This window comes from Agreia sp. Leaf283, from assembly GCF_001422485.1.
GTDB lineage: Bacteria > Actinomycetota > Actinomycetes > Actinomycetales > Microbacteriaceae > Agreia.
Map to the genome: position 1 here is coordinate 1,927,284 of NZ_LMNF01000001.1, position 18,554 is coordinate 1,945,837.

Annotated in this window: 7 protein-coding genes and 2 rRNA genes; 5 read left to right on the forward strand and 4 right to left on the reverse strand. The window is 63.8% G+C overall.

Annotated features, from left to right (window positions below):
* Window positions 1–111 precede the first annotated feature (111 nt).
* Together ASF51_RS08845 and ASF51_RS08850 are read left to right on the forward strand one after the other, a co-directional pair.
* A complete protein-coding gene (locus tag ASF51_RS08845) occupies window positions 112–1,497 on the forward strand; it encodes a hypothetical protein (protein ID WP_055927597.1) in 1,386 nt (461 codons plus the stop codon).
* Window positions 1,490–3,493, forward strand: a complete 2,004-nt coding sequence (locus ASF51_RS08850) for a VWA domain-containing protein (RefSeq protein WP_055927600.1) — start codon at window positions 1,490–1,492, stop codon at window positions 3,491–3,493. Before ASF51_RS08845 ends, ASF51_RS08850 begins: the two co-directional genes overlap by 8 nt.
* A gap of 27 nt (window positions 3,494–3,520) precedes the next feature.
* Here the strand turns inward: ASF51_RS08850 and ASF51_RS08855 are convergent, their stop codons facing one another.
* The 4 genes from ASF51_RS08855 to ASF51_RS08870 are packed head-to-tail and all read right to left on the reverse strand — an operon-like array spanning window position 3,521 to window position 10,039.
* Window positions 3,521–4,381 (reverse strand): Fpg/Nei family DNA glycosylase, encoded by an 861-nt coding sequence (locus ASF51_RS08855; RefSeq protein ID WP_055927603.1) that lies wholly within the window; start codon window positions 4,379–4,381, stop codon window positions 3,521–3,523.
* Window positions 4,382–4,424: 43 nt separating this feature from the next.
* The gene (locus ASF51_RS08860; RefSeq protein WP_055927606.1) at window positions 4,425–7,832 is read right to left on the reverse strand and encodes an error-prone DNA polymerase; all 3,408 of its coding nucleotides are present in this window, start codon (window positions 7,830–7,832) and stop codon (window positions 4,425–4,427) included.
* 12 nt (window positions 7,833–7,844) lie between these two features.
* The gene (locus ASF51_RS08865) at window positions 7,845–9,404 is read right to left on the reverse strand and encodes a DNA polymerase Y family protein (protein WP_055927609.1); all 1,560 of its coding nucleotides are present in this window, start codon (window positions 9,402–9,404) and stop codon (window positions 7,845–7,847) included.
* Complete coding sequence (locus ASF51_RS08870; RefSeq protein ID WP_157412064.1) at window positions 9,401–10,039, reverse strand: hypothetical protein; 639 nt, start codon at window positions 10,037–10,039, stop codon at window positions 9,401–9,403. The genes ASF51_RS08865 and ASF51_RS08870 overlap by 4 nt, the downstream gene beginning before the upstream one ends.
* Before the next feature lie 91 nt (window positions 10,040–10,130).
* Between ASF51_RS08870 and ASF51_RS08875 the strand changes: the two genes are divergently transcribed.
* The 3 genes from ASF51_RS08875 to ASF51_RS08885 all read left to right on the forward strand — a co-directional run bounded on the left by ASF51_RS08875 (window position 10,131) and on the right by ASF51_RS08885 (window position 18,546).
* Entirely contained in the window at window positions 10,131–12,725 is a 2,595-nt protein-coding gene (locus tag ASF51_RS08875; protein ID WP_082479636.1) for an RNA helicase, read from the forward strand.
* A gap of 698 nt (window positions 12,726–13,423) precedes the next feature.
* Window positions 13,424–14,947: ribosomal RNA gene (locus ASF51_RS08880) — 16S ribosomal RNA — on the forward strand.
* 478 nt (window positions 14,948–15,425) lie between these two features.
* Window positions 15,426–18,546, forward strand: a 23S ribosomal RNA gene (locus tag ASF51_RS08885).
* Together the 16S and 23S rRNA genes form the textbook arrangement of a ribosomal RNA operon.
* Window positions 18,547–18,554: the final 8 nt, after the last annotated feature.

Consider the following 18,554-nt stretch of genomic DNA (forward strand, 5'->3'; position numbering starts at 1 on the left):
AGCCCCGGCCATGGCCGGGGCTTCTTCTCTTTGTGCGGTCGTCTCTCCCTCCCGAGAATTCACAGTCGCATCAGGGACAGCACCGTCTGAGGCGGGAGTAGCGTTGCAGAGATGACGCGTCCCCTCATCTCCACAGTCGGTCAGCTCAAGGCTTCGGGCCACGTGCAGAAGTCCCTTCGGGTCGAGATCCGTGACAACCTCCTGTCGGCCCTTCGCGAGGGCCGCGATCCCTGGCCGGGCCTTCACGGCTTCGAGGCCACGGTCATCCCGCAGCTGGAGCGCGCGCTCATCGCCGGCCACGACATCGTGCTGCTCGGCGAGCGCGGGCAGGGCAAGACCCGGCTTCTTCGCACGATGGTCGGCCTGCTCGACGAGTGGTCGCCCGTCATCGACGGATCCGAGCTCGGCGAGCATCCCTTCGAGCCCATCACCAGCCAGAGCATCCGTCGCGCCGAGGAGCTCGGCGACGAGCTCCCCGTAGCCTGGAGATCCCGCGACGAGCGCTACGCCGAGAAGCTCGCGACTCCCGACACGTCGGTCGCCGACCTCATCGGCGACGTCGATCCGATGAAGGTGGCGGAGGGCCGGAGCCTCGGAGACCCCGAGACCATCCACTTCGGCCTCATCCCTCGAAGCCATCGCGGCATCGTCGCGATCAATGAGCTGCCCGACTTGGCCGAGCGCATCCAGGTGGCCATGCTCAACGTCATGGAGGAACGCGACATCCAGATCCGCGGCTACGTGCTGCGGCTGCCGCTCGACGTGCTCGTCGTCGCCAGCGCGAACCCCGAGGACTACACCAACCGCGGCCGCATCATCACCCCGCTCAAAGACCGCTTCGGCGCGGAGATACGCACGCACTACCCGCTCGAACTGGCCGACGAGGTGTCTATCATTCGGCAGGAGTCCGACCTCGTCGCCGAGGTGCCCGACTACCTCGTCGAGATCCTCGCCCGGTTCACGCGGGCGCTCCGCGAGTCCGCGTCCGTCGACCAGCGCAGCGGCGTGAGCGCCCGGTTCGCCATCGCCGGAGCAGAGACGATCGCTGCGGCGGCCATCCATCGCGCCACGCGGCAGGGCGAACCGGATGCCGTGGCCCGGCCCGTCGACCTGGAGACGGCCGTCGACGTGCTCGGCGGCAAGATCGAGTTCGAGTCGGGGGAGGAGGGCCGCGAGGACGAGATCCTCGACCACCTCCTTCGACGAGCCACCGCCGAGACGGTGCACGCGTATCTGCGAGGCATCGACTTCAGGGCGCTCGTGTCGGCCGTCGAGGACGGCGCGGTGGTGACGACCGGCGAGCAGGTGTCGGCTCGAGAGTTCCTCGGAGGCCTTCCCGTGCTCGGCGAATCCGACCTGTACGACCAGATCACCGACCGGCTCGACGCGCGCACAGACGGGCAGCGGGCGGGCGCGATCGAGCTCGCCCTCGAAGGCCTCTTCCTCGATCGAAGGATAAGCAAGGCGAGCGGCGGAGGCGAGACGATCTATGGCTAGGGCCAATCGACGGCTCACCCGCGCATCGCGCTACGGCAAGTACGCGGGAGGGCCCGATCCGCTCGCGCCGCCCGTCGACGTGAGGCAGGCCCTCGACGCCATCGGGCAGGACGTGATGGCGGGCTACTCTCCCGAAGCATCGCTCCGCGAGTTCCTCCGCCGGGGCACCGACGACAAGCCCGGACTCGACGACCTCGCGCGCCGGGTCGCGGAGAAACGGCGCGAACTCGCCGCGAAGCACAACCTCGACGGCACTCTCCAAGAAGTGAAGAGGCTGCTCGACAAGGCCGTGCTCGAGGAACGCAAGCAGCTGGCCCGCGACGTCGATATGGACGACGACGCCCGGGCACTCGCCGAGATGCAGCTCGGCGCCCTGCCGCCCTCCGCGGCGGCTGCCGTGAAGGAGCTGAACGACTACGCCTGGCGCAGCACCGAGGCGCGCCAGGACTTCGAGCGCATCAAGGACCTGCTCGGCCGAGAGATGCTCGACCAGCGTTTCGCCGGCATGAAGCAGGCCCTCGAGAATGCCGACGACGAAGACAGGGCGGCCATCGCCGCCATGCTCGCCGACCTCACCGGGCTGCTCGACAGGCACGCGCGGGGCGAGGCCGACCAGCAGCAGTTCGAGGAGTTCATGCAGGCTCACGGGGACTTCTTCCCGGAGAACCCCCGCACGATCGACGAACTCATCGACACCCTCGCCGAGCGCGCCGCGGCGGCCGCTCGAATGCGCAACTCGATGAGCCAGGAGCAGCGCGACGAACTCGACGCACTCGCATCCCAGGCCTTCGGATCGCCCGAACTCATGTCGTCGTTGGCCACACTCGACGAGCAGCTGCAGTCGCTTCGCCCCGGTGCCGACTGGCGCGGGTCGGAGAGCATGAGCGGCTCCGAGAGCCTGGGCCTCGGCGACGGCACGGGTGTCTTCCAGGACATCGCCGAACTCGACGCTCTGAGCGAGCAGCTGGCCCAGGGCTATGGAGGGTCGCGCCTCGACGATCTCGATCTCGACGCCCTCGCACGCCAGCTCGGTGACGAGGCATCGGTGGATGCGCGCACCCTGAAGCAACTCGAGAACGCGTTGCGCGACTCGGGAACGATGAAGCGGGCCTCAGACGGAACCCTGCGGATGACGCCGAAGGCCATGAGGCTGCTCGGCAAGTCTCTGCTGCGCGACGTCGCCACCCGGCTCTCCGGGCGCCAAGGCGAGCGAGACGTGCGCCAGGCGGGTGCCGCAGGCGAGCTCTCCGGCGCCACGCGCGAGTGGGCGTTCGGCGATACCGAGCCGTGGGATGTGACGCGCACGATCACCAACGCCATCTCACGCACCGCGGGTGGCGGGGGAGCCGTCGGCCAGGGTGTGCGCATCGAGATCGGCGACGTGGAGGTGCAGGAGACAGAGGCGCGAACGCAGGCCTGCGTCGCCCTGCTGGTCGACACGTCGTTCTCGATGGCCATGGACGGCCGGTGGGTGCCGATGAAGCGCACCGCGCTGGCCCTGCACACCCTCGTGACCAGCCGCTTCCGCGGCGACGACCTGCAGCTCATCGCGTTCGGTCGTCAGGCAGAGGTCATGGAGATCGAGCAGCTCACCGGCCTCGAGGCGGAGTACGAGAAGGGCACCAACCTGCATCACGCCCTCCTTCTCGCGAACCGGCACTTCCGGAAGCATCCCAACGCGCAGCCCGTGCTGCTCATCGTCACCGACGGCGAACCGACCTCCCATCTCGAATCGAGCGGAGAGGTGTTCTTCGACTACCCGCCGCACCCCCTCACGGTGGCCTACGCCGTGCGCGAGCTCGAGAACTCCATGCGGCTGGGGGCGTCGACGACCTTCTTCAGGCTGGGCGAAGACCCGGGGCTGGCCCGGTTCATCGACTCGATGGCGAAACGTGTCGGCGGGCACGTCGTCTCTCCGGAGCTCGACGACCTCGGTGCGGCGGTGGTCGATTCCTACCTCGGCTCGCGCCGGCCGGACTCGTCGTTCGGCTGGTGACGATGACGCCCTGAATGGGCGAGACGCCTACTTGAGCAGACGGGAGAGCACCCTGTCGGCCAGCAGCTTGCCGCCGGTCTGGCAGCTGGGGCAGTATTCGAGCGTGCGGTCGGCGAAGATGACCTGCCGCACCGTGTCGCCGCAGACCGGGCACTCCTCGCCGGCCCGACCGTGCACGCGCATGGCCGTCTTCTTCTCGCGCTTGAGATTCGACGCGCTGACTCCCTCCGACCTGTCGATCGCAGCCTGAAGGGTCTCGCGAACGGCGTCGTAGAGTTCGGATGCCTCGTCGTCGCTCATCGCGGCCGGCTTGTAGGGCGACATGCGGGCGACGTGAAGGATCTCGTCGGAGTAGGCGTTGCCGATGCCGGCGATCCGCGACTGGTCGCGCAGAACACCCTTGATCTGCATGCGCCCGGCCGACGACAGGATGCCGCGGAAGACCTCGCGGGTGAACGCCGCGTCGAGCGGATCGGGGCCGAGCCTCACGATCTGCGGTATCTCGTCGACGTGGCGCACGATCCAGATGGCGACGCTCTTCTTCGTTCCCGCCTCGGTGATGTCGAAGCCGGAGCCGTCGTCGAGGACCAGGCGCGCGGTGAGCGGGCCGGACGACGGCTTGGTCCGCGGAGGAGGTTCGGTCTCGCGCCAGCGGATCCAGCCGGCACGGGCCAGGTGCAGCACGAGATGCACGTCTCCGATGCCGAGGTCGAGGAACTTTCCGTGTCGGGCGATCGATTCGACGACCTGGCCGTTGAGGCTCGAGACAGGCGGGTCGAAGGTCTTGAGGGCCGAGAACGACACCATGTCGAGACGAGCCACGGTGCGACCGAGCAGTCGGGCGCCCAGATCGGCGACGAGCGCATGGACCTCGGGGAGTTCTGGCACGCATCCAGTCTCGCTCCAGCCCCCGACATTCGTCTACGGTGCGTCAGCGGAAGTCTCGCGATCGGGTGCGCGTCTGCAACGGAAGCTCCTCGAAGCGGTCGGCCACCACATTGATGATGCCCTCCGGCGAACGCTCCAGGATGCCCCTCACGACGAGGGCGGGAGACTCGCGAGCGAGCCGCCGATAGCGATTCCACACGCCCGTGCTGACGACGACGTTGAGCATGCCGGTCTCGTCTTCGAGGTTCATGAAGATGATTCCGCCGGCCGTCTGGGGGCGCTGGCGATGGGTGACGGCTCCGCCCGCGAATATTCGTCGGCCCGTCTCGGCGCGTGCCAGAGCCGAGATGGGCGAGACGCCGCGCGCGGTCAGGGCGGCGCGGGCCTGGCTGATCGGATGGTCGTCGGGCGAGATGCCCGTCGACCAGATGTCGTAGGCCAGGCGTTCGGTCGACGAGAGAACGGGAAGCAGCGGCGGCTGCACGCTGACCGATGAGCCCGCGAGCTGGTCTGCGCGTTCCTTCGACGCCTCGCCGGCCTGCCAGAACGCCTCGCGCCGGCTGACGCCCAGCGAGTCGAATGCCCCGGCGGCGGCGAGGGCCTCCAACTGCTCCGTCGTCAGCCCCACCCTGCGTGACAGGTCGGCGAGGTCGACGAAATCGCCCGACCGGGTGCGTTCCTCGACGATGCGTCGCGCGAGGTCGGCTCCGATGCCGGTGACCCCTGCGAGTCCGAGGCGCACGGCGAAGCGACCGTCGCGTCGATGCATCGCCGAGAGATCGGGAGCGCCACGGTCGAACGGGCCGACCGGAGGCTGGCTCGGATCGCAGCACTCCGCCCGCCCATCGGGGTGCGTTGCGTGATGCGGATCGACGGCTTCGAGCGTCGCGTCGGGCAGAGACGACTGGATGCTCGGTCGCCGCACGTCGACGCCGTGCCGTCGTGCGTCTGCCGTGAGTGTGAGGGGCGAGTAGAACCCCATGGGCTGGGCACGCAGGAGCGCCGCGAGGAAGGCTGCCGGGTAGTGCAGCTTGAGCCAGGCGCTGGCGTAGACCAGCAGGGCGAAGCTGAGCGCGTGGCTCTCGGCGAAGCCGAAATTGGCGAATGCCTGGATGCGCGCGTAGATGTCCTCGCTCGTCTCGATGTCGAGGCCGTTGCGCGCCATCCCCGCGAACAGGGTGGCCTTCAGCGACTCGATCTTCTCGACCCCGCGCTTGGACCCCATGGCCCGCCGCAGCAGATCCGCGTCGGCGGGCGAGCAGCCACCGACGGCCATGGCCATCTGCATCAACTGCTCCTGGAAGAGCGGCACCCCGAGCGTGCGCTCCAGCACGGGCTCGAGCAGGGGATGCGGATAGCTGACCGCCTCTTCGCCCGTCTTGCGCCGCAGATACGGATGCACGGCACCTCCCTGGATCGGCCCCGGCCTGATGAGCGCAATCTCGATGACGAGGTCGTAGTACCGACGGGGGAGGAGCCGCGGCAGCGTGCCCATCTGGGCGCGGCTCTCGACCTGGAACACGCCTACGGCATCGGCGCGGCACAACATGTCGTAGACCCCGGCCTCCTCCTTCGGAATGCTGTCGAGGTCCCACACCTCTCCGGTGTGTTCCGCGACGAGGTCGAAGGTGTATTGCAGGGCGGCAAGGATTCCGAGGCCGAGCAGATCGAACTTGACCAGGCCCATCCACGCGCAGTCGTCCTTGTCCCACTGCAGAACGGTGCGGTTCTCCATGCGGGCGTGTTCGATGGGCACGACCTCGCCCACGGGATTCTCCGTCAGCACCATTCCTCCGGAGTGGATGCCCAGATGCCTCGGCGCTTTGAGGAGCTGCTGCGCGAGCTCGGTCACGGCATCCGGAATGTCGTGGTCGTGGGACTCGGTGAGGCTGCCCCATCTCTCGATCTGCCGAGACCACGCATCCTGCTGGCCCTGGCTGTAGCCGAGCGCCTTCGCGACATCGCGCACGGCGTTCTTGGGCCGATAGCTGATGACGTTCGCGACCTGGGCGGCGTTGCGTCGCCCGTAGCGTTCGTACACGTACTGGATGACCTCCTCGCGCCTGTCGGAATCGAAGTCCACGTCGATGTCGGGTTCCTCTTCGCGCAGCGCCGACAGAAAGCGTTCGAAGGGGAGGCCGCGGGCGATCGAGTCGACGGCGGTGATGCCGAGCACGTAGCAGACCGCCGAGTTTGCCGCCGACCCGCGGCCCTGGCAGAGGATGCCTCGGCCGCGGGCGAAGCCGACGATGTCTTCGACGATCAGAAAATAGCCCGGGAAGTCCTTCTCCTCGATGACGGCGAGCTCGCGTTCGAGCCTCTCGTGCACGGCCGGGGTCGCATTCGGGTAGCGCCTCTCCGCTCCGCGGCGCACGAGCTCGCGAAGCCAGGTGATGGGGGTGTGCCCCGAGGGCACGTCGAGCTTCGGCAGGTTCGGGCGCGCCGAGCGCAGCGAGAACGACAGATCGGCGGCGATGTCGACCGTGCGTTCGACCGCCCCGGGAAAGCGGGAGAACCGTGCCGCCATCTCGGCCCCGCTGCGCAGGTGCGCGTAGTCGGTGGCGGGCAGCCAGCCGTCCATCTCGTCGAGGCTGCGGCGTGCCCGGATCGCGGCGAGGGCGGAAGCCAGGGGATGCGCGTCGGGAGTCGCGTAGTGCACATTGTTGGTGGCGATCACCGGCAGACCGGAGCGCCGCGCCAGGTCTGCGAGCGAGTCGTTGATGCTCGAGGCCAGGGGATCTCCGTGGTCGAAGAGTTCGACGGCGACATTGTCGTGGCCGAAGAGGTCTATGAGACGACCGAGCTCGCGGTCGGCGCCCACGGCACCTTCGCTCTGGAGGGCGCGCCTCACTGCCCCCTTGCGGCAACCCGTCAGCACGAGCCAGGAGTCCTGCGCCGTCTGCGACAGCTCGTCGAGTGAATAGACGGGGTGGCCCTTCTCCGCTCCCGGCGAGAGTTGCGCCTGGGTGATCGCCCCGGCCAGACGGTGGTAGCCGGCCTCCTTGCGGGCGAGGACCACGAGGTGGTCTCCCTCGGGGTCGGCAACTCCGTTCTGGGGAGCCCCGAGGCCCAGCGAGAGTTCGGCCCCGAAAACGGTCGCGAGGTCGAGCCTCTCGGCCGCCTCCGCCATTCGGACGATTCCGTAGAGGCCGTCGTGGTCGGTGAGGCCGAGGCCCGTCAGGCCCAGCCGCACCGCCTCTTCGACCAGGTGCTCGGGCGACGAGGCGCCGTCGAGAAAGCTGTAGTTCGAGTGCACGTGCAGCTCGGCGTAGGGCACGACCGCTCCCGACGGCCGATCGGCCCGGGGTGTCGGCTCGTACGGAGCGCGCTTGCGCGACCACGCCGGGCTGTCGCCACCGTCTGCACCGGGCGGGCGCTCGTCGCGCCTGCTCGTTCCCGACGCGATCCGTTCGAACTCCGACCAGGGGATGGGCGGATTGGTCCACTTCACAGCGCGCTCCGTCTAGTCGTACCGGGCCTCCGCGGCCCAGGTGTGGTCTTCGAGAATCAGCAGCCAGGCCATGCCCGTGGAATCGATCATCTGGAAGCGTGCTGCGCTTCGCCGCTTGTCGGAATCCCACCAGCGCTGCTGCACGGGCCAAGGGCCGGCCCATGCAGAGATCGTGAGCGGAGGGGCCTGGTCGAATGCCATCCAGACAGGGGCGGTGTTCGTCGTTCCCCGGGCGTCGACGTCGACCGGTTCGCCGAGCGCTCCGCGCACCTCGGCGCGGCGCGGCGCGCTGAACACCGTGGCGGGTGCAGGCGGCGGGATGCTGCCCGGCCAGGGAAGATCCCGCTGCGTCTGGGGCGACTCGTCACCCCAGGGCACGAGCACGCGTCTCTCTGCCAGAAACCTGCCGCCGCCCAGAGAGGGAGTCGATACAGCCCCGTGGCCGAGCAGGCTGCTCAACCGCGCGAGGGCGTGATGCACGCGCTCGTCGAGGGACGTTCCCCAGAGCCCCGCCTCGTGGTTCGTGCTCGCGTCGACCCGCGAGGGAGAGATCTCTATGCGTTCGACGGGAGCCGACGGCCCCGCGGCGGCTCCGCCTGATCCCTGCAGCTGCCAGCGCACGCGGTCGACAACATCGGCTGCCGAGAAGTGGTGGGGATGCGACCAGGAGCGTTCGCTGCGATCGCCGGATTCGCTGGTGACCGTGATGAGCAGCGCGGTGCAGACCAGGCCGGCGTGCGCGAGCTGTTCGATCATCGACTCCGCTGCTGCTCGCACTCCGAAGGCGATCTGGTCGACGCGGTCGAGGGCGGGCTCGAACGCGACGTCGGCTCCGAGGTCGGCTTCAGGGGCGTGTTCGGCTCCCGAGAGACGATCGGTGGCGGATGCCCTGGCGTGCGCGCGCAGGCCCGCTTCGGCGAAGCGCACCCCGACGGCTGTTCGGTCGAGGCCGGCGAAATCGCCCAGAGTGTGCAGCCCCAGTCGACGCAGCACCGGCACGAGTGCGGCGTCGTCGAGCGTGGAGATGGGAAGCGGAGCAAGGAAGCCCCGCGTCGTGCCGGGATCGATGATGCGAACGGGGGCGGACTCCTGCGTGCGCAGGGCCGCCTGTTCTGCCCCGAACGGGCTGTCGGCTATACCGACGCGCGCCGAGGCGAGGCTCTCGGACAGTGCCTGTCGGATGGTCGCCGCGGCCTGCTGCTCGCCCCCGTAGAAGCGGGCAGGACCCCGCGCTCGTATTGCGCACAAGCCCGGGCGCAGGATGCGGACGCCGGGGACGAGCTCTTCGATCAGCGTGACGAAGTGCTCGAACGCCCGGGAGTCTGCCTGCGCGTCGTAGGGCGCGACCAGCAGCTCGGGGCAACGGAGTTGCGCCTCTCGAACAGCGAGGCCCCTGCGCACTCCGGCTGCTCGCGCGAGCGAGGAGCACGCGAAGACCGTTCCCCGGTCGATCAGGGCCATCGGCAGCTCGTCTGTCAGATCGAGGTCGGTTGCCTGGAGGTTTTGGCGCGCGGCGACGATCGGCCAGTCGGGCACCCAGACCACGATGACTCGGGAACTCGAGGCACTCATCGGATCGTGCCCGCCGGGATGCGAAGCTGTGATCGCCGCGGTGCGCCCGCTCGCTGGCCTTGGCGCACCTCGACGTCGAGGCGACGGTCGGCCAGGTGCCCGTGCCCGTCGCCGAGGCCCGTCCACGACGACGAGACGACGGTGATCTCGGACTCGGACTGGGGCCAGTCGCCCAGAACGAGCATGGTGGATCGTGCCTGTCGCAGTCGGGCCGAGAGCCGCGACGATTCGGATGCCGAGACACGCGTCGGAGGCCGCACGATCACGAGACCGAGCACATCGGCCATCGCGCCGACCGTCGACATCCATCGCTCACCGGGGTCGGAGACCCAGACGAGCCGATCGAGATCGATGCCCCAGCCGGCTGCGGCCTCGAGGCCCAGGTCGGGAACGTCGAGCACACCGCACCACTCGCCCTGCTGCGACGCGGCGGCGACGAGGGCGAGTGCCAGAGAAGTCGAGCCCGTGAGCGAGTAGACCGTTCCGCGACGCAGGCCGCGGGCCAGGACTCCGCGCATCTTCGGCAGCACGGGGAATGCATCGTCGTCGAGTCTGGTGGACTGCATCGACGAGATGCGCGCCTGCAGAGCCTGCCTCACCGAGGCCGGTGATTCCACAGCTGCGACCGAATTCATTCAGCAATGTTCGAACATATGTTCGAACTTGTCAACGGGGTGACGATGCCGGTTAGGCGCTCGGCCCTGCAGAGGGCAGGATCGATACATCATGACCGTGACTCTGCCCGAGGCCGCCGACAGCGACGACGCCACCGAGCAGATCGGCGAGGCCGAAACCGCCTCCCTCCTGTCGCTGCTCCCCGAGGCGTTCGACGAGGACACGGTCTTCGGGGCCTTCGAGACCTGGGCGAGTTCCCGCGGAATCACGTTGTACCCGGCCCAGGAGGAGGCGGTCATCGAGATCGTCTCCGGCGCCAACGTCATCCTGTCGACCCCCACGGGCACGGGCAAGTCGCTCGTGGCGATCGGCGCGCACGCCGCGGCCATCGTGCGGGGTCAGCGCAGCTACTACACGGCGCCGATCAAGGCTCTCGTCAGCGAGAAGTTCTTCGCGCTCGTCGACGTGTTCGGCGCGGCCAACGTGGGCATGGTCACCGGCGATTCGTCGGTGAATCCGGATGCGCCCATCATCTGCTGCACCGCCGAGATCCTGGCGAATCTCTCCCTGCGCCACGGGGCCGACACCGACGTCGGCCAGGTCGTGATGGACGAGTTCCACTTCTACTCCGACCCGGAGCGCGGCTGGGCCTGGCAGGTTCCGTTGCTCACGCTGCCGAACGTGCAGTTCGTGCTCATGTCGGCCACGCTCGGCGACGTGACCTGGCTGGCCAAGGACCTGACAGCGCGAACGGGCAGGGAGACGGCGGTCGTCACCGGCGTGGAGCGGCCGGTTCCGCTGCACTACTACTACGCCACGACGCCCGTTCAGGAGACGGTCGAGGAGCTGCTCGAGACGCACCAGGCACCCGTCTACATCGTGCACTTCTCGCAGCTCGCAGCCCTCGAACGCGCCCAGGCCCTCACGAGCATCCGGGTGGCGACCCGGGAGCAGCGCGACGAGATCGCCGAGGTGATCGGCGGATTCCGGTTCACGACGGCCTTCGGGCGAACCCTGAACCGGCTCATCCGCTCGGGCATCGGCGTTCACCACGCGGGCATGCTCCCGAAGTACCGCCGCCTCGTCGAGCAGCTCGCGCAGCGCGGGCTGCTGCGCGTCATCTGCGGAACGGACACGCTCGGCGTCGGCATCAACGTGCCCATTCGAACCGTGCTCCTCACGGCACTCACCAAGTTCGACGGCACCCGGATGCGCCAGCTCAACGCGCGGGAATTCCACCAGATAGCGGGTCGCGCCGGGCGGGCGGGCTACGACACCGCCGGCACGGTCGTGGTTCAGGCACCGGAGCACGAGACCGAGAACCTCAAGGCGATCGCCAAGGCCGGCGACGATCCGAAGAAGAAGCGCAAGATCGTCAAGAAGCGTGCGCCGGAAGGGTTCGTCTCCTGGGGCGAGCCCAGTTTTCTGCGGCTCGTCGACGCCGAACCCGAGACGCTCTCGTCGAGCATGCAGGTGAGCCACTCGATGGTGCTCAACGTCATCGCCCGTGAGGGGGATGCGTTCCGCGAGTTCAGGGAGCTCATCGAGACGAGTCATGAGCCGCGGGCGAAGCAGCTCGCGCATCTGCGCCAGGCGCTCGCGATCTACCGCACACTCCGCACGGCCGAGGTCGTCACCCAGGTGCCGCAACCCGGGGGAGGGCCCGATCGCATCCGGCTCACCGTCGACCTGCAGCCGAATTTCGCGCTCAACCAGCCGCTCTCGCCGTTCGCGCTCGCGGTCTTCGACCTGCTCGACAGAGACAGCGAGACCTACGTGCTCGACATGATCTCCGTCGTGGAGTCCACGCTCGAGAACCCCCGGCCGGTGCTGTCGGCGCAGCAGTTCCTTGCCCGGGGCGAGGCCGTGGCGTCGATGAAGGCAGAGGGCATCGAGTACGAGCAGCGCATGGAACTGCTCGAGCAGGTGACGTGGCCCATGCCCCTGGAGGGCCTGCTCGGCGAGGCGTTCGAGACCTACAGTGCCTCCCAACCGTGGATCGGCGACTTCGAGCTGAAGCCCAAGTCGGTGGTGCGTGATCTCTACGAGCGGGCGATGACGTTCGGCGACTTCGTGAACTTCTACAAGCTCTCGCGCTCGGAGGGGCTCGTGCTGCGGTACCTGTCGGACGCGTTCCGGGCGGCCAGGCAGACGATTCCCGACGAGGCGAAGACCGACGAACTGCAGGATCTCATCGAGTGGCTCGGCGAACTCGTGCGGCAGGTCGACTCGAGCCTGCTCGACGAGTGGGAAGAGCTGATCAACCCGAGCGACGACGGCGGCAGCGTCGAGAATCCGGGCATCGTGCCGCCTGCGCCGCGACTGCTCACCTCGAACACGCGGGCCTTCCGCATCCTCGTGCGCAACGAGCTCTTCCGCCGGGTGCAGCTCGCGGCGCTCGAGAACTACGAGGCGCTCGGCGAACTCGATGCCGCAGCCGGCTTCGACTCCGAAGCCTGGGCCGCCGCCATGGACGACTACTTCGACGAGCACGAGGAGCTGCTCACCGGTGCGGATGCGCGCAGCGCCGCGATGCTCATCATCGACGAGCGGCCGGGGGAGTGGTCGGTGCGCCAGATCTTCGACGATCCGGAGGGCGACCACGACTACGGCATCTCGGCCGTCGTCGACCTGGCCGAGTCCAACGAGCAGGGCGTCGCCGTCGTGCGCATCACCGCCGTCGACAACAGCCCGCGCGCTTCCTGAGCCTGCCGTTCACTGGACTCGTCGTTCCCTGAGCCTGTCGAAGGGCGCCACTTCCGCGGAATTCCGGGGCCGCCAGCCACGACACGCCCGGGCTGCACGTTGGTTTTGACGAGCGCCCAGTGTTTCCGTAATGTTTCCTCTTGTCACCCCACAGGTGCGGAAAGCCGAAGAGCTTCCGGCCTCAAGCGGGACCATCCCATAGTTCCAGATCAGAGTCTATAAACGACTCCGGTTCTTGTTCTAGGATGTAAACCTTCCCAGTCGAACGTCGTTTGGTTCGATTTGAAGCGCCTGATTTCGGTCTTGTCGCTCGAATCGCTCGATTTGACAAGAGCTTCGATCGGGTCTAGGTTTGAGAAGTTGCCTCGATGTGATGCTGTGCCGGTTGGTGTGGTTGATGTCGGGTGCGTCCGATCCTTGAGAACTCAACAGCGTGNGATCGGGTCTAGGTTTGAGAAGTTGCCTCGATGTGATGCTGTGCCGGTTGGTGTGGTTGATGTCGGGTGCGTCCGATCCTTGAGAACTCAACAGCGTGCACTAAGTCAAATGCCAAAAACCCCGGGCATCTTCTTTGAAGGTGTTTGGGATTCCTTTGGAAATAGATATAAACATACAAAGCAAGTCAGTAATGATTTGTTCTGTCAGTTTCAAACTTGCAATCGCTCYGCCTATTCCGGTGGTGTGGTTGTGCGTAATCATTTACGGAGAGTTTGATCCTGGCTCAGGACGAACGCTGGCGGCGTGCTTAACACATGCAAGTCGAACGATGAAGCCCAGCTTGCTGGGTGGATTAGTGGCGAACGGGTGAGTAACACGTGAGTAACCTGCCCTTGACTCTGGGATAAGCACTGGAAACGGTGTCTAATACCGGATATTTCAGCTGGCCGCATGGTCTGGTTGTGGAAAGAATTTTGGTCAAGGATGGACTCGCGGCCTATCAGGTTGTTGGTGAGGTAATGGCTCACCAAGCCTACGACGGGTAGCCGGCCTGAGAGGGTGACCGGCCACACTGGGACTGAGACACGGCCCAGACTCCTACGGGAGGCAGCAGTGGGGAATATTGCACAATGGGCGAAAGCCTGATGCAGCAACGCCGCGTGAGGGACGACGGCCTTCGGGTTGTAAACCTCTTTTAGTAGGGAAGAAGCGAAAGTGACGGTACCTGCAGAAAAAGCACCGGCTAACTACGTGCCAGCAGCCGCGGTAATACGTAGGGTGCAAGCGTTGTCCGGAATTATTGGGCGTAAAGAGCTCGTAGGCGGTTTGTCGCGTCTGCTGTGAAAACTGGAGGCTCAACCTCCAGCCTGCAGTGGGTACGGGCAGACTAGAGTGCGGTAGGGGAGATTGGAATTCCTGGTGTAGCGGTGGAATGCGCAGATATCAGGAGGAACACCGATGGCGAAGGCAGATCTCTGGGCCGTAACTGACGCTGAGGAGCGAAAGCATGGGGAGCGAACAGGATTAGATACCCTGGTAGTCCATGCCGTAAACGTTGGGAACTAGATGTGGGGGCCATTCCACGGTCTCCGTGTCGCAGCTAACGCATTAAGTTCCCCGCCTGGGGAGTACGGCCGCAAGGCTAAAACTCAAAGGAATTGACGGGGGCCCGCACAAGCGGCGGAGCATGCGGATTAATTCGATGCAACGCGAAGAACCTTACCAAGGCTTGACATATACGAGAACGGGCCAGAAATGGTCAACTCTTTGGACACTCGTAAACAGGTGGTGCATGGTTGTCGTCAGCTCGTGTCGTGAGATGTTGGGTTAAGTCCCGCAACGAGCGCAACCCTCGTTCTATGTTGCCAGCACGTTATGGTGGGAACTCATAGGAGACTGCCGGGGTCAACTCGGAGGAAGGTGGGGATGACGTCAAATCATCATGCCCCTTATGTCTTGGGCTTCACGCATGCTACAATGGCCGGTACAAAGGGCTGCAATACCGTAAGGTGGAGCGAATCCCAAAAAGCCGGTCTCAGTTCGGATTGAGGTCTGCAACTCGACCTCATGAAGTCGGAGTCGCTAGTAATCGCAGATCAGCAACGCTGCGGTGAATACGTTCCCGGGCCTTGTACACACCGCCCGTCAAGTCATGAAAGTCGGTAACACCCAACGCCAGTGGCCTAACCCCTTGTGGGAGGGAGCTGTCTAAGGTGGGATCGGTGATTAGGACTAAGTCGTAACAAGGTAGCCGTACCGGAAGGTGCGGCTGGATCACCTCCTTTCTAAGGAGCACTYGAGGATGCCTSTGTATACAGGGCTAGTACACCTCGTAGCCATTACGAGAACATATGTTTCTCGGTGGCGCTCATGGGTGGAACATTGACTTAGGAAATCGAAAAGCTAAAGAGCTCGTTAGTACAACTTCTTCGGGAGTTCGGAACAGGGGTTCTGGTGTGAAGTAGGTTTTGTGCACGCTGTTGGGTCCTGAAGGACCGGGCCATCTGCTCCGTAAGGAGTGGGTGGACTGCCTTCTGGATCCTGGTCCTGCTCACATGAATGCCTTTCGGGGTGTGTGGGTGGGGGAGGATACCGCCCGTACTTTGAGAACTACACAGTGGACGCGAGCATCTACACGCTCGTATCAAATAGGTCAGGACTTCGGTTCTGTCTGACGTGGTGCGTGTTGTGTTATGTGTATCAATGACATCATCACGGCTTTCGGGTTGTGGTGGTAAGCATTGGTCTTTTTGCAATTTTGTTTGTCAAGTTTTTAAGAGCAAACGGTGAATGCCTTGGCATCTGGAGCCGAAGAAGGACGTATAAATCTGCGATAAGCCTCGGGGAGCTGATAATAGAGCTGTGATCCGAGGATTTCCGAATGGGGAAACCCCGCCAGGCCCTTTGGGTGACCTGGTGACTCCCGCCTGAATATATAGGGCGGGTAGAGGGAACGGGGGGAAGTGAAACATCTCAGTACCCTCAGGAAGAGAAAACAATAGTGATTCCGTTAGTAGTGGCGAGCGAACCCGGAAGAGGCTAAACCGATCATGTGTGATAGCCGGCAGGCGTTGCATGGTCGGGGTTGTGGGACTTTTCTGCTGCTTCTGCCGAACAGTGAGAGTTACAGCGCTTTATAGACGAAAGGGATTGAAAGCCCTGCCATAGACGGTGCCAGCCCGGTAGTCGAAATGAAGTTATGGCTCGAAGAGTATCCCAAGTATCACGGGGCCCGAGAAATCCCGTGTGAATCTGTCAGGACCACCTGATAAGCCTAAATACTCCCAGATGACCGATAGTGAACAAGTACCGTGAGGGAAAGGTGAAAAGTACCCCGGGAGGGGAGTGAAATAGTACCTGAAACCGTTTGCTTACAAACCGTTGGAGCCTCCTTGTAGGGGTGACAGCGTGCCTTTTGAAGAATGAGCCTGCGAGTTAGTGATCAGTGGCGAGCTTAACCCGTGAGGGGAATGCGTAGCGAAAGCGAGTCTTAATAGGGCGTTTTAGTCGCTGGTTCTAGACCCGAAGCGAAGTGATCTATCCATGGCCAGGTTGAAGCGACGGTAAGACGTCGTGGAGGACCGAACCCACTTCAGTTGAAAATGGAGGGGATGAGCTGTGGATAGGGGTGAAAGGCCAATCAAACTTCGTGATAGCTGGTTCTCTCCGAAATGCATTTAGGTGCAGCGTTGCGTGTTTCTTGCCGGAGGTAGAGCTACTGGATAGCCGATGGGCCCCAAAAGGTTACTGACGTTAGCCAAACTCCGAATGCCGGTAAGTGAGAGCGCAGCAGTGAGACGGTGGGGGATAAGCTTCATCGTCGAGAGGGAAACAACCCAGACCACCAACTAAGGTCCCAAAGCGCGTGCTAAGTGGGAAAGGATGTGGAGTTGCACAGACAACCAGGAGGTTGGCTTAGAAGCAGCCACCCTTGAAAGAGTGCGTAATAGCTCACTGGTCAAGTGATTCCGCGCCGACAATGTAACGGGGCTCAAGCACGCCACCGAAGTTGTGGCATTTATATTTTTGCCCGGCCCACTTGTGGGTCCAGGCGTATGGATGGGTAGGAGAGCGTCGTGTGGCCAGCGAAGCGGCGGTGTAAACCAGCCGTGGAGGCCACACGAGTGAGAATGCAGGCATGAGTAGCGAAAGACGGGTGAGAAACCCGTCCTCCGAAAGAACAAGGGTTCCAGGGCCAGGTTAATCCGCCCTGGGTAAGTCGGGACCTAAGGCGAGGCCGACAGGCGTAGTCGATGGACAACGGGTTGATATTCCCGTACTGACGAAAAACCGCCCAAGACAATCCAGTAATGCTAAGTATCTGAATCCCCATCACTGATCCCTTCGGGGTGACGGTTGGGGCCTAGCGTACGACCCTATGCTGGTGCGTTTAGCGTATTAACAGGTGTGACGCAGGAAGGTAGCTGAGCCGGGCGATGGTTGTCCCGGTCTAAGGATGTAGGGCAGAAGATAGGCAAATCCGTCTTCTATATAGCCTGAGACCCGATGGGTAGTCCTCACGGACGAAATCAGTGATCCTATGCTGCCAAGAAAAGCATCGACGCGAGGTTTTAGTCACCCGTACCCCAAACCGACTCAGGTGTTCAGGTAGAGAATACTAAGGAGATCGAGAGAATCGTGGTTAAGGAACTCGGCAAAATGCCCCCGTAACTTCGGGAGAAGGGGGGCCTGACCTGTGAAGGGATTTACTCCTGGAGCRGGATAGGGCCGCAGAGACCAGTGGGAAGCGACTGTTTACTAAAAACACAGGTCCGTGCCAAGTCGCAAGACGATGTATACGGACTGACGCCTGCCCGGTGCTGGAAGGTTAAGAGGAACGGTTAGCCGCAAGGCGAAGCTGAGAATTTAAGCCCCAGTAAACGGCGGTGGTAACTATAACCATCCTAAGGTAGCGAAATTCCTTGTCGGGTAAGTTCCGACCTGCACGAATGGCGTAACGACTTCCCAGCTGTCTCAACCGCGAACTCGGCGAAATTGCACTACGAGTAAAGATGCTCGTTACGCGCAGAAGGACGGAAAGACCCCGTGACCTTTACTACAGTTTGGTATTGGTGTTCGGTGTGGCTTGTGTAGGATAGGTGGGAGACTGTGAAGCTTGGACGCTAGTTCAGGTGGAGTCATTGTTGAAATACCACTCTGGTCACTCTGGATATCTAACTACGAACCCTAATCGGGTTCTGGGACAGTGCCTGATGGGTAGTTTAACTGGGGCGGTTGCCTCCCAAAAAGTAACGGAGGCGCCCAAAGGTTCCCTCAACCTGGTTGGTAATCAGGTGTCGAGTGTAAGTGCACAAGGGAGCTTGACTGTGAGACTGACAAGTCGAGCAGGGACGAAAGTCGGGACTAGTGATCCGGCAGTGGCTTGTGGAAGCGCTGTCGCTCAACGGATAAAAGGTACCTCGGGGATAACAGGCTGATCTTGCCCAAGAGTCCATATCGACGGCATGGTTTGGCACCTCGATGTCGGCTCGTCGCATCCTGGGGCTGGAGTAGGTCCCAAGGGTTGGGCTGTTCGCCCATTAAAGCGGTACGCGAGCTGGGTTTAGAACGTCGTGAGACAGTTCGGTCCCTATCCTCTGCGCGCGCAGGAAATTTGAGAGAATCTGACCCTAGTACGAGAGGACCGGGTTGGACGAACCTCTGGTGTGTCAGTTGTTCCGCCAGGAGCACCGCTGATTAGCTACGTTCGGACTGGATAACCGCTGAAAGCATCTAAGCGGGAAGCCGTTCTCGAGATGAGATTTCCATACCATTTATGGTGAGAGACTCCCAGCTAGACTACTGGGTTGATAGGCAGGATGTGGAAGTAGGGACTAAAGACCTACGGAGCTGACCTGTACTAATAAGTCGATAACTTGATAACACCCAAAA

Coding starts and splice junctions, on each gene's coding strand:
- ASF51_RS08845 (WP_055927597.1), top strand. CDS start 112: ATGACGCGTCCCCTCATCTCCACAGTCGGTCAGCTCAAGGCTTCGGGC.
- ASF51_RS08850 (WP_055927600.1), top strand. CDS start 1,490: ATGGCTAGGGCCAATCGACGGCTCACCCGCGCATCGCGCTACGGCAAG.
- ASF51_RS08865 (WP_055927609.1), bottom strand. CDS start 9,404: ATGAGTGCCTCGAGTTCCCGAGTCATCGTGGTCTGGGTGCCCGACTGG.
- ASF51_RS08870 (WP_157412064.1), bottom strand. CDS start 10,039: ATGAATTCGGTCGCAGCTGTGGAATCACCGGCCTCGGTGAGGCAGGCT.
- ASF51_RS08875 (WP_082479636.1), top strand. CDS start 10,131: ATGACCGTGACTCTGCCCGAGGCCGCCGACAGCGACGACGCCACCGAG.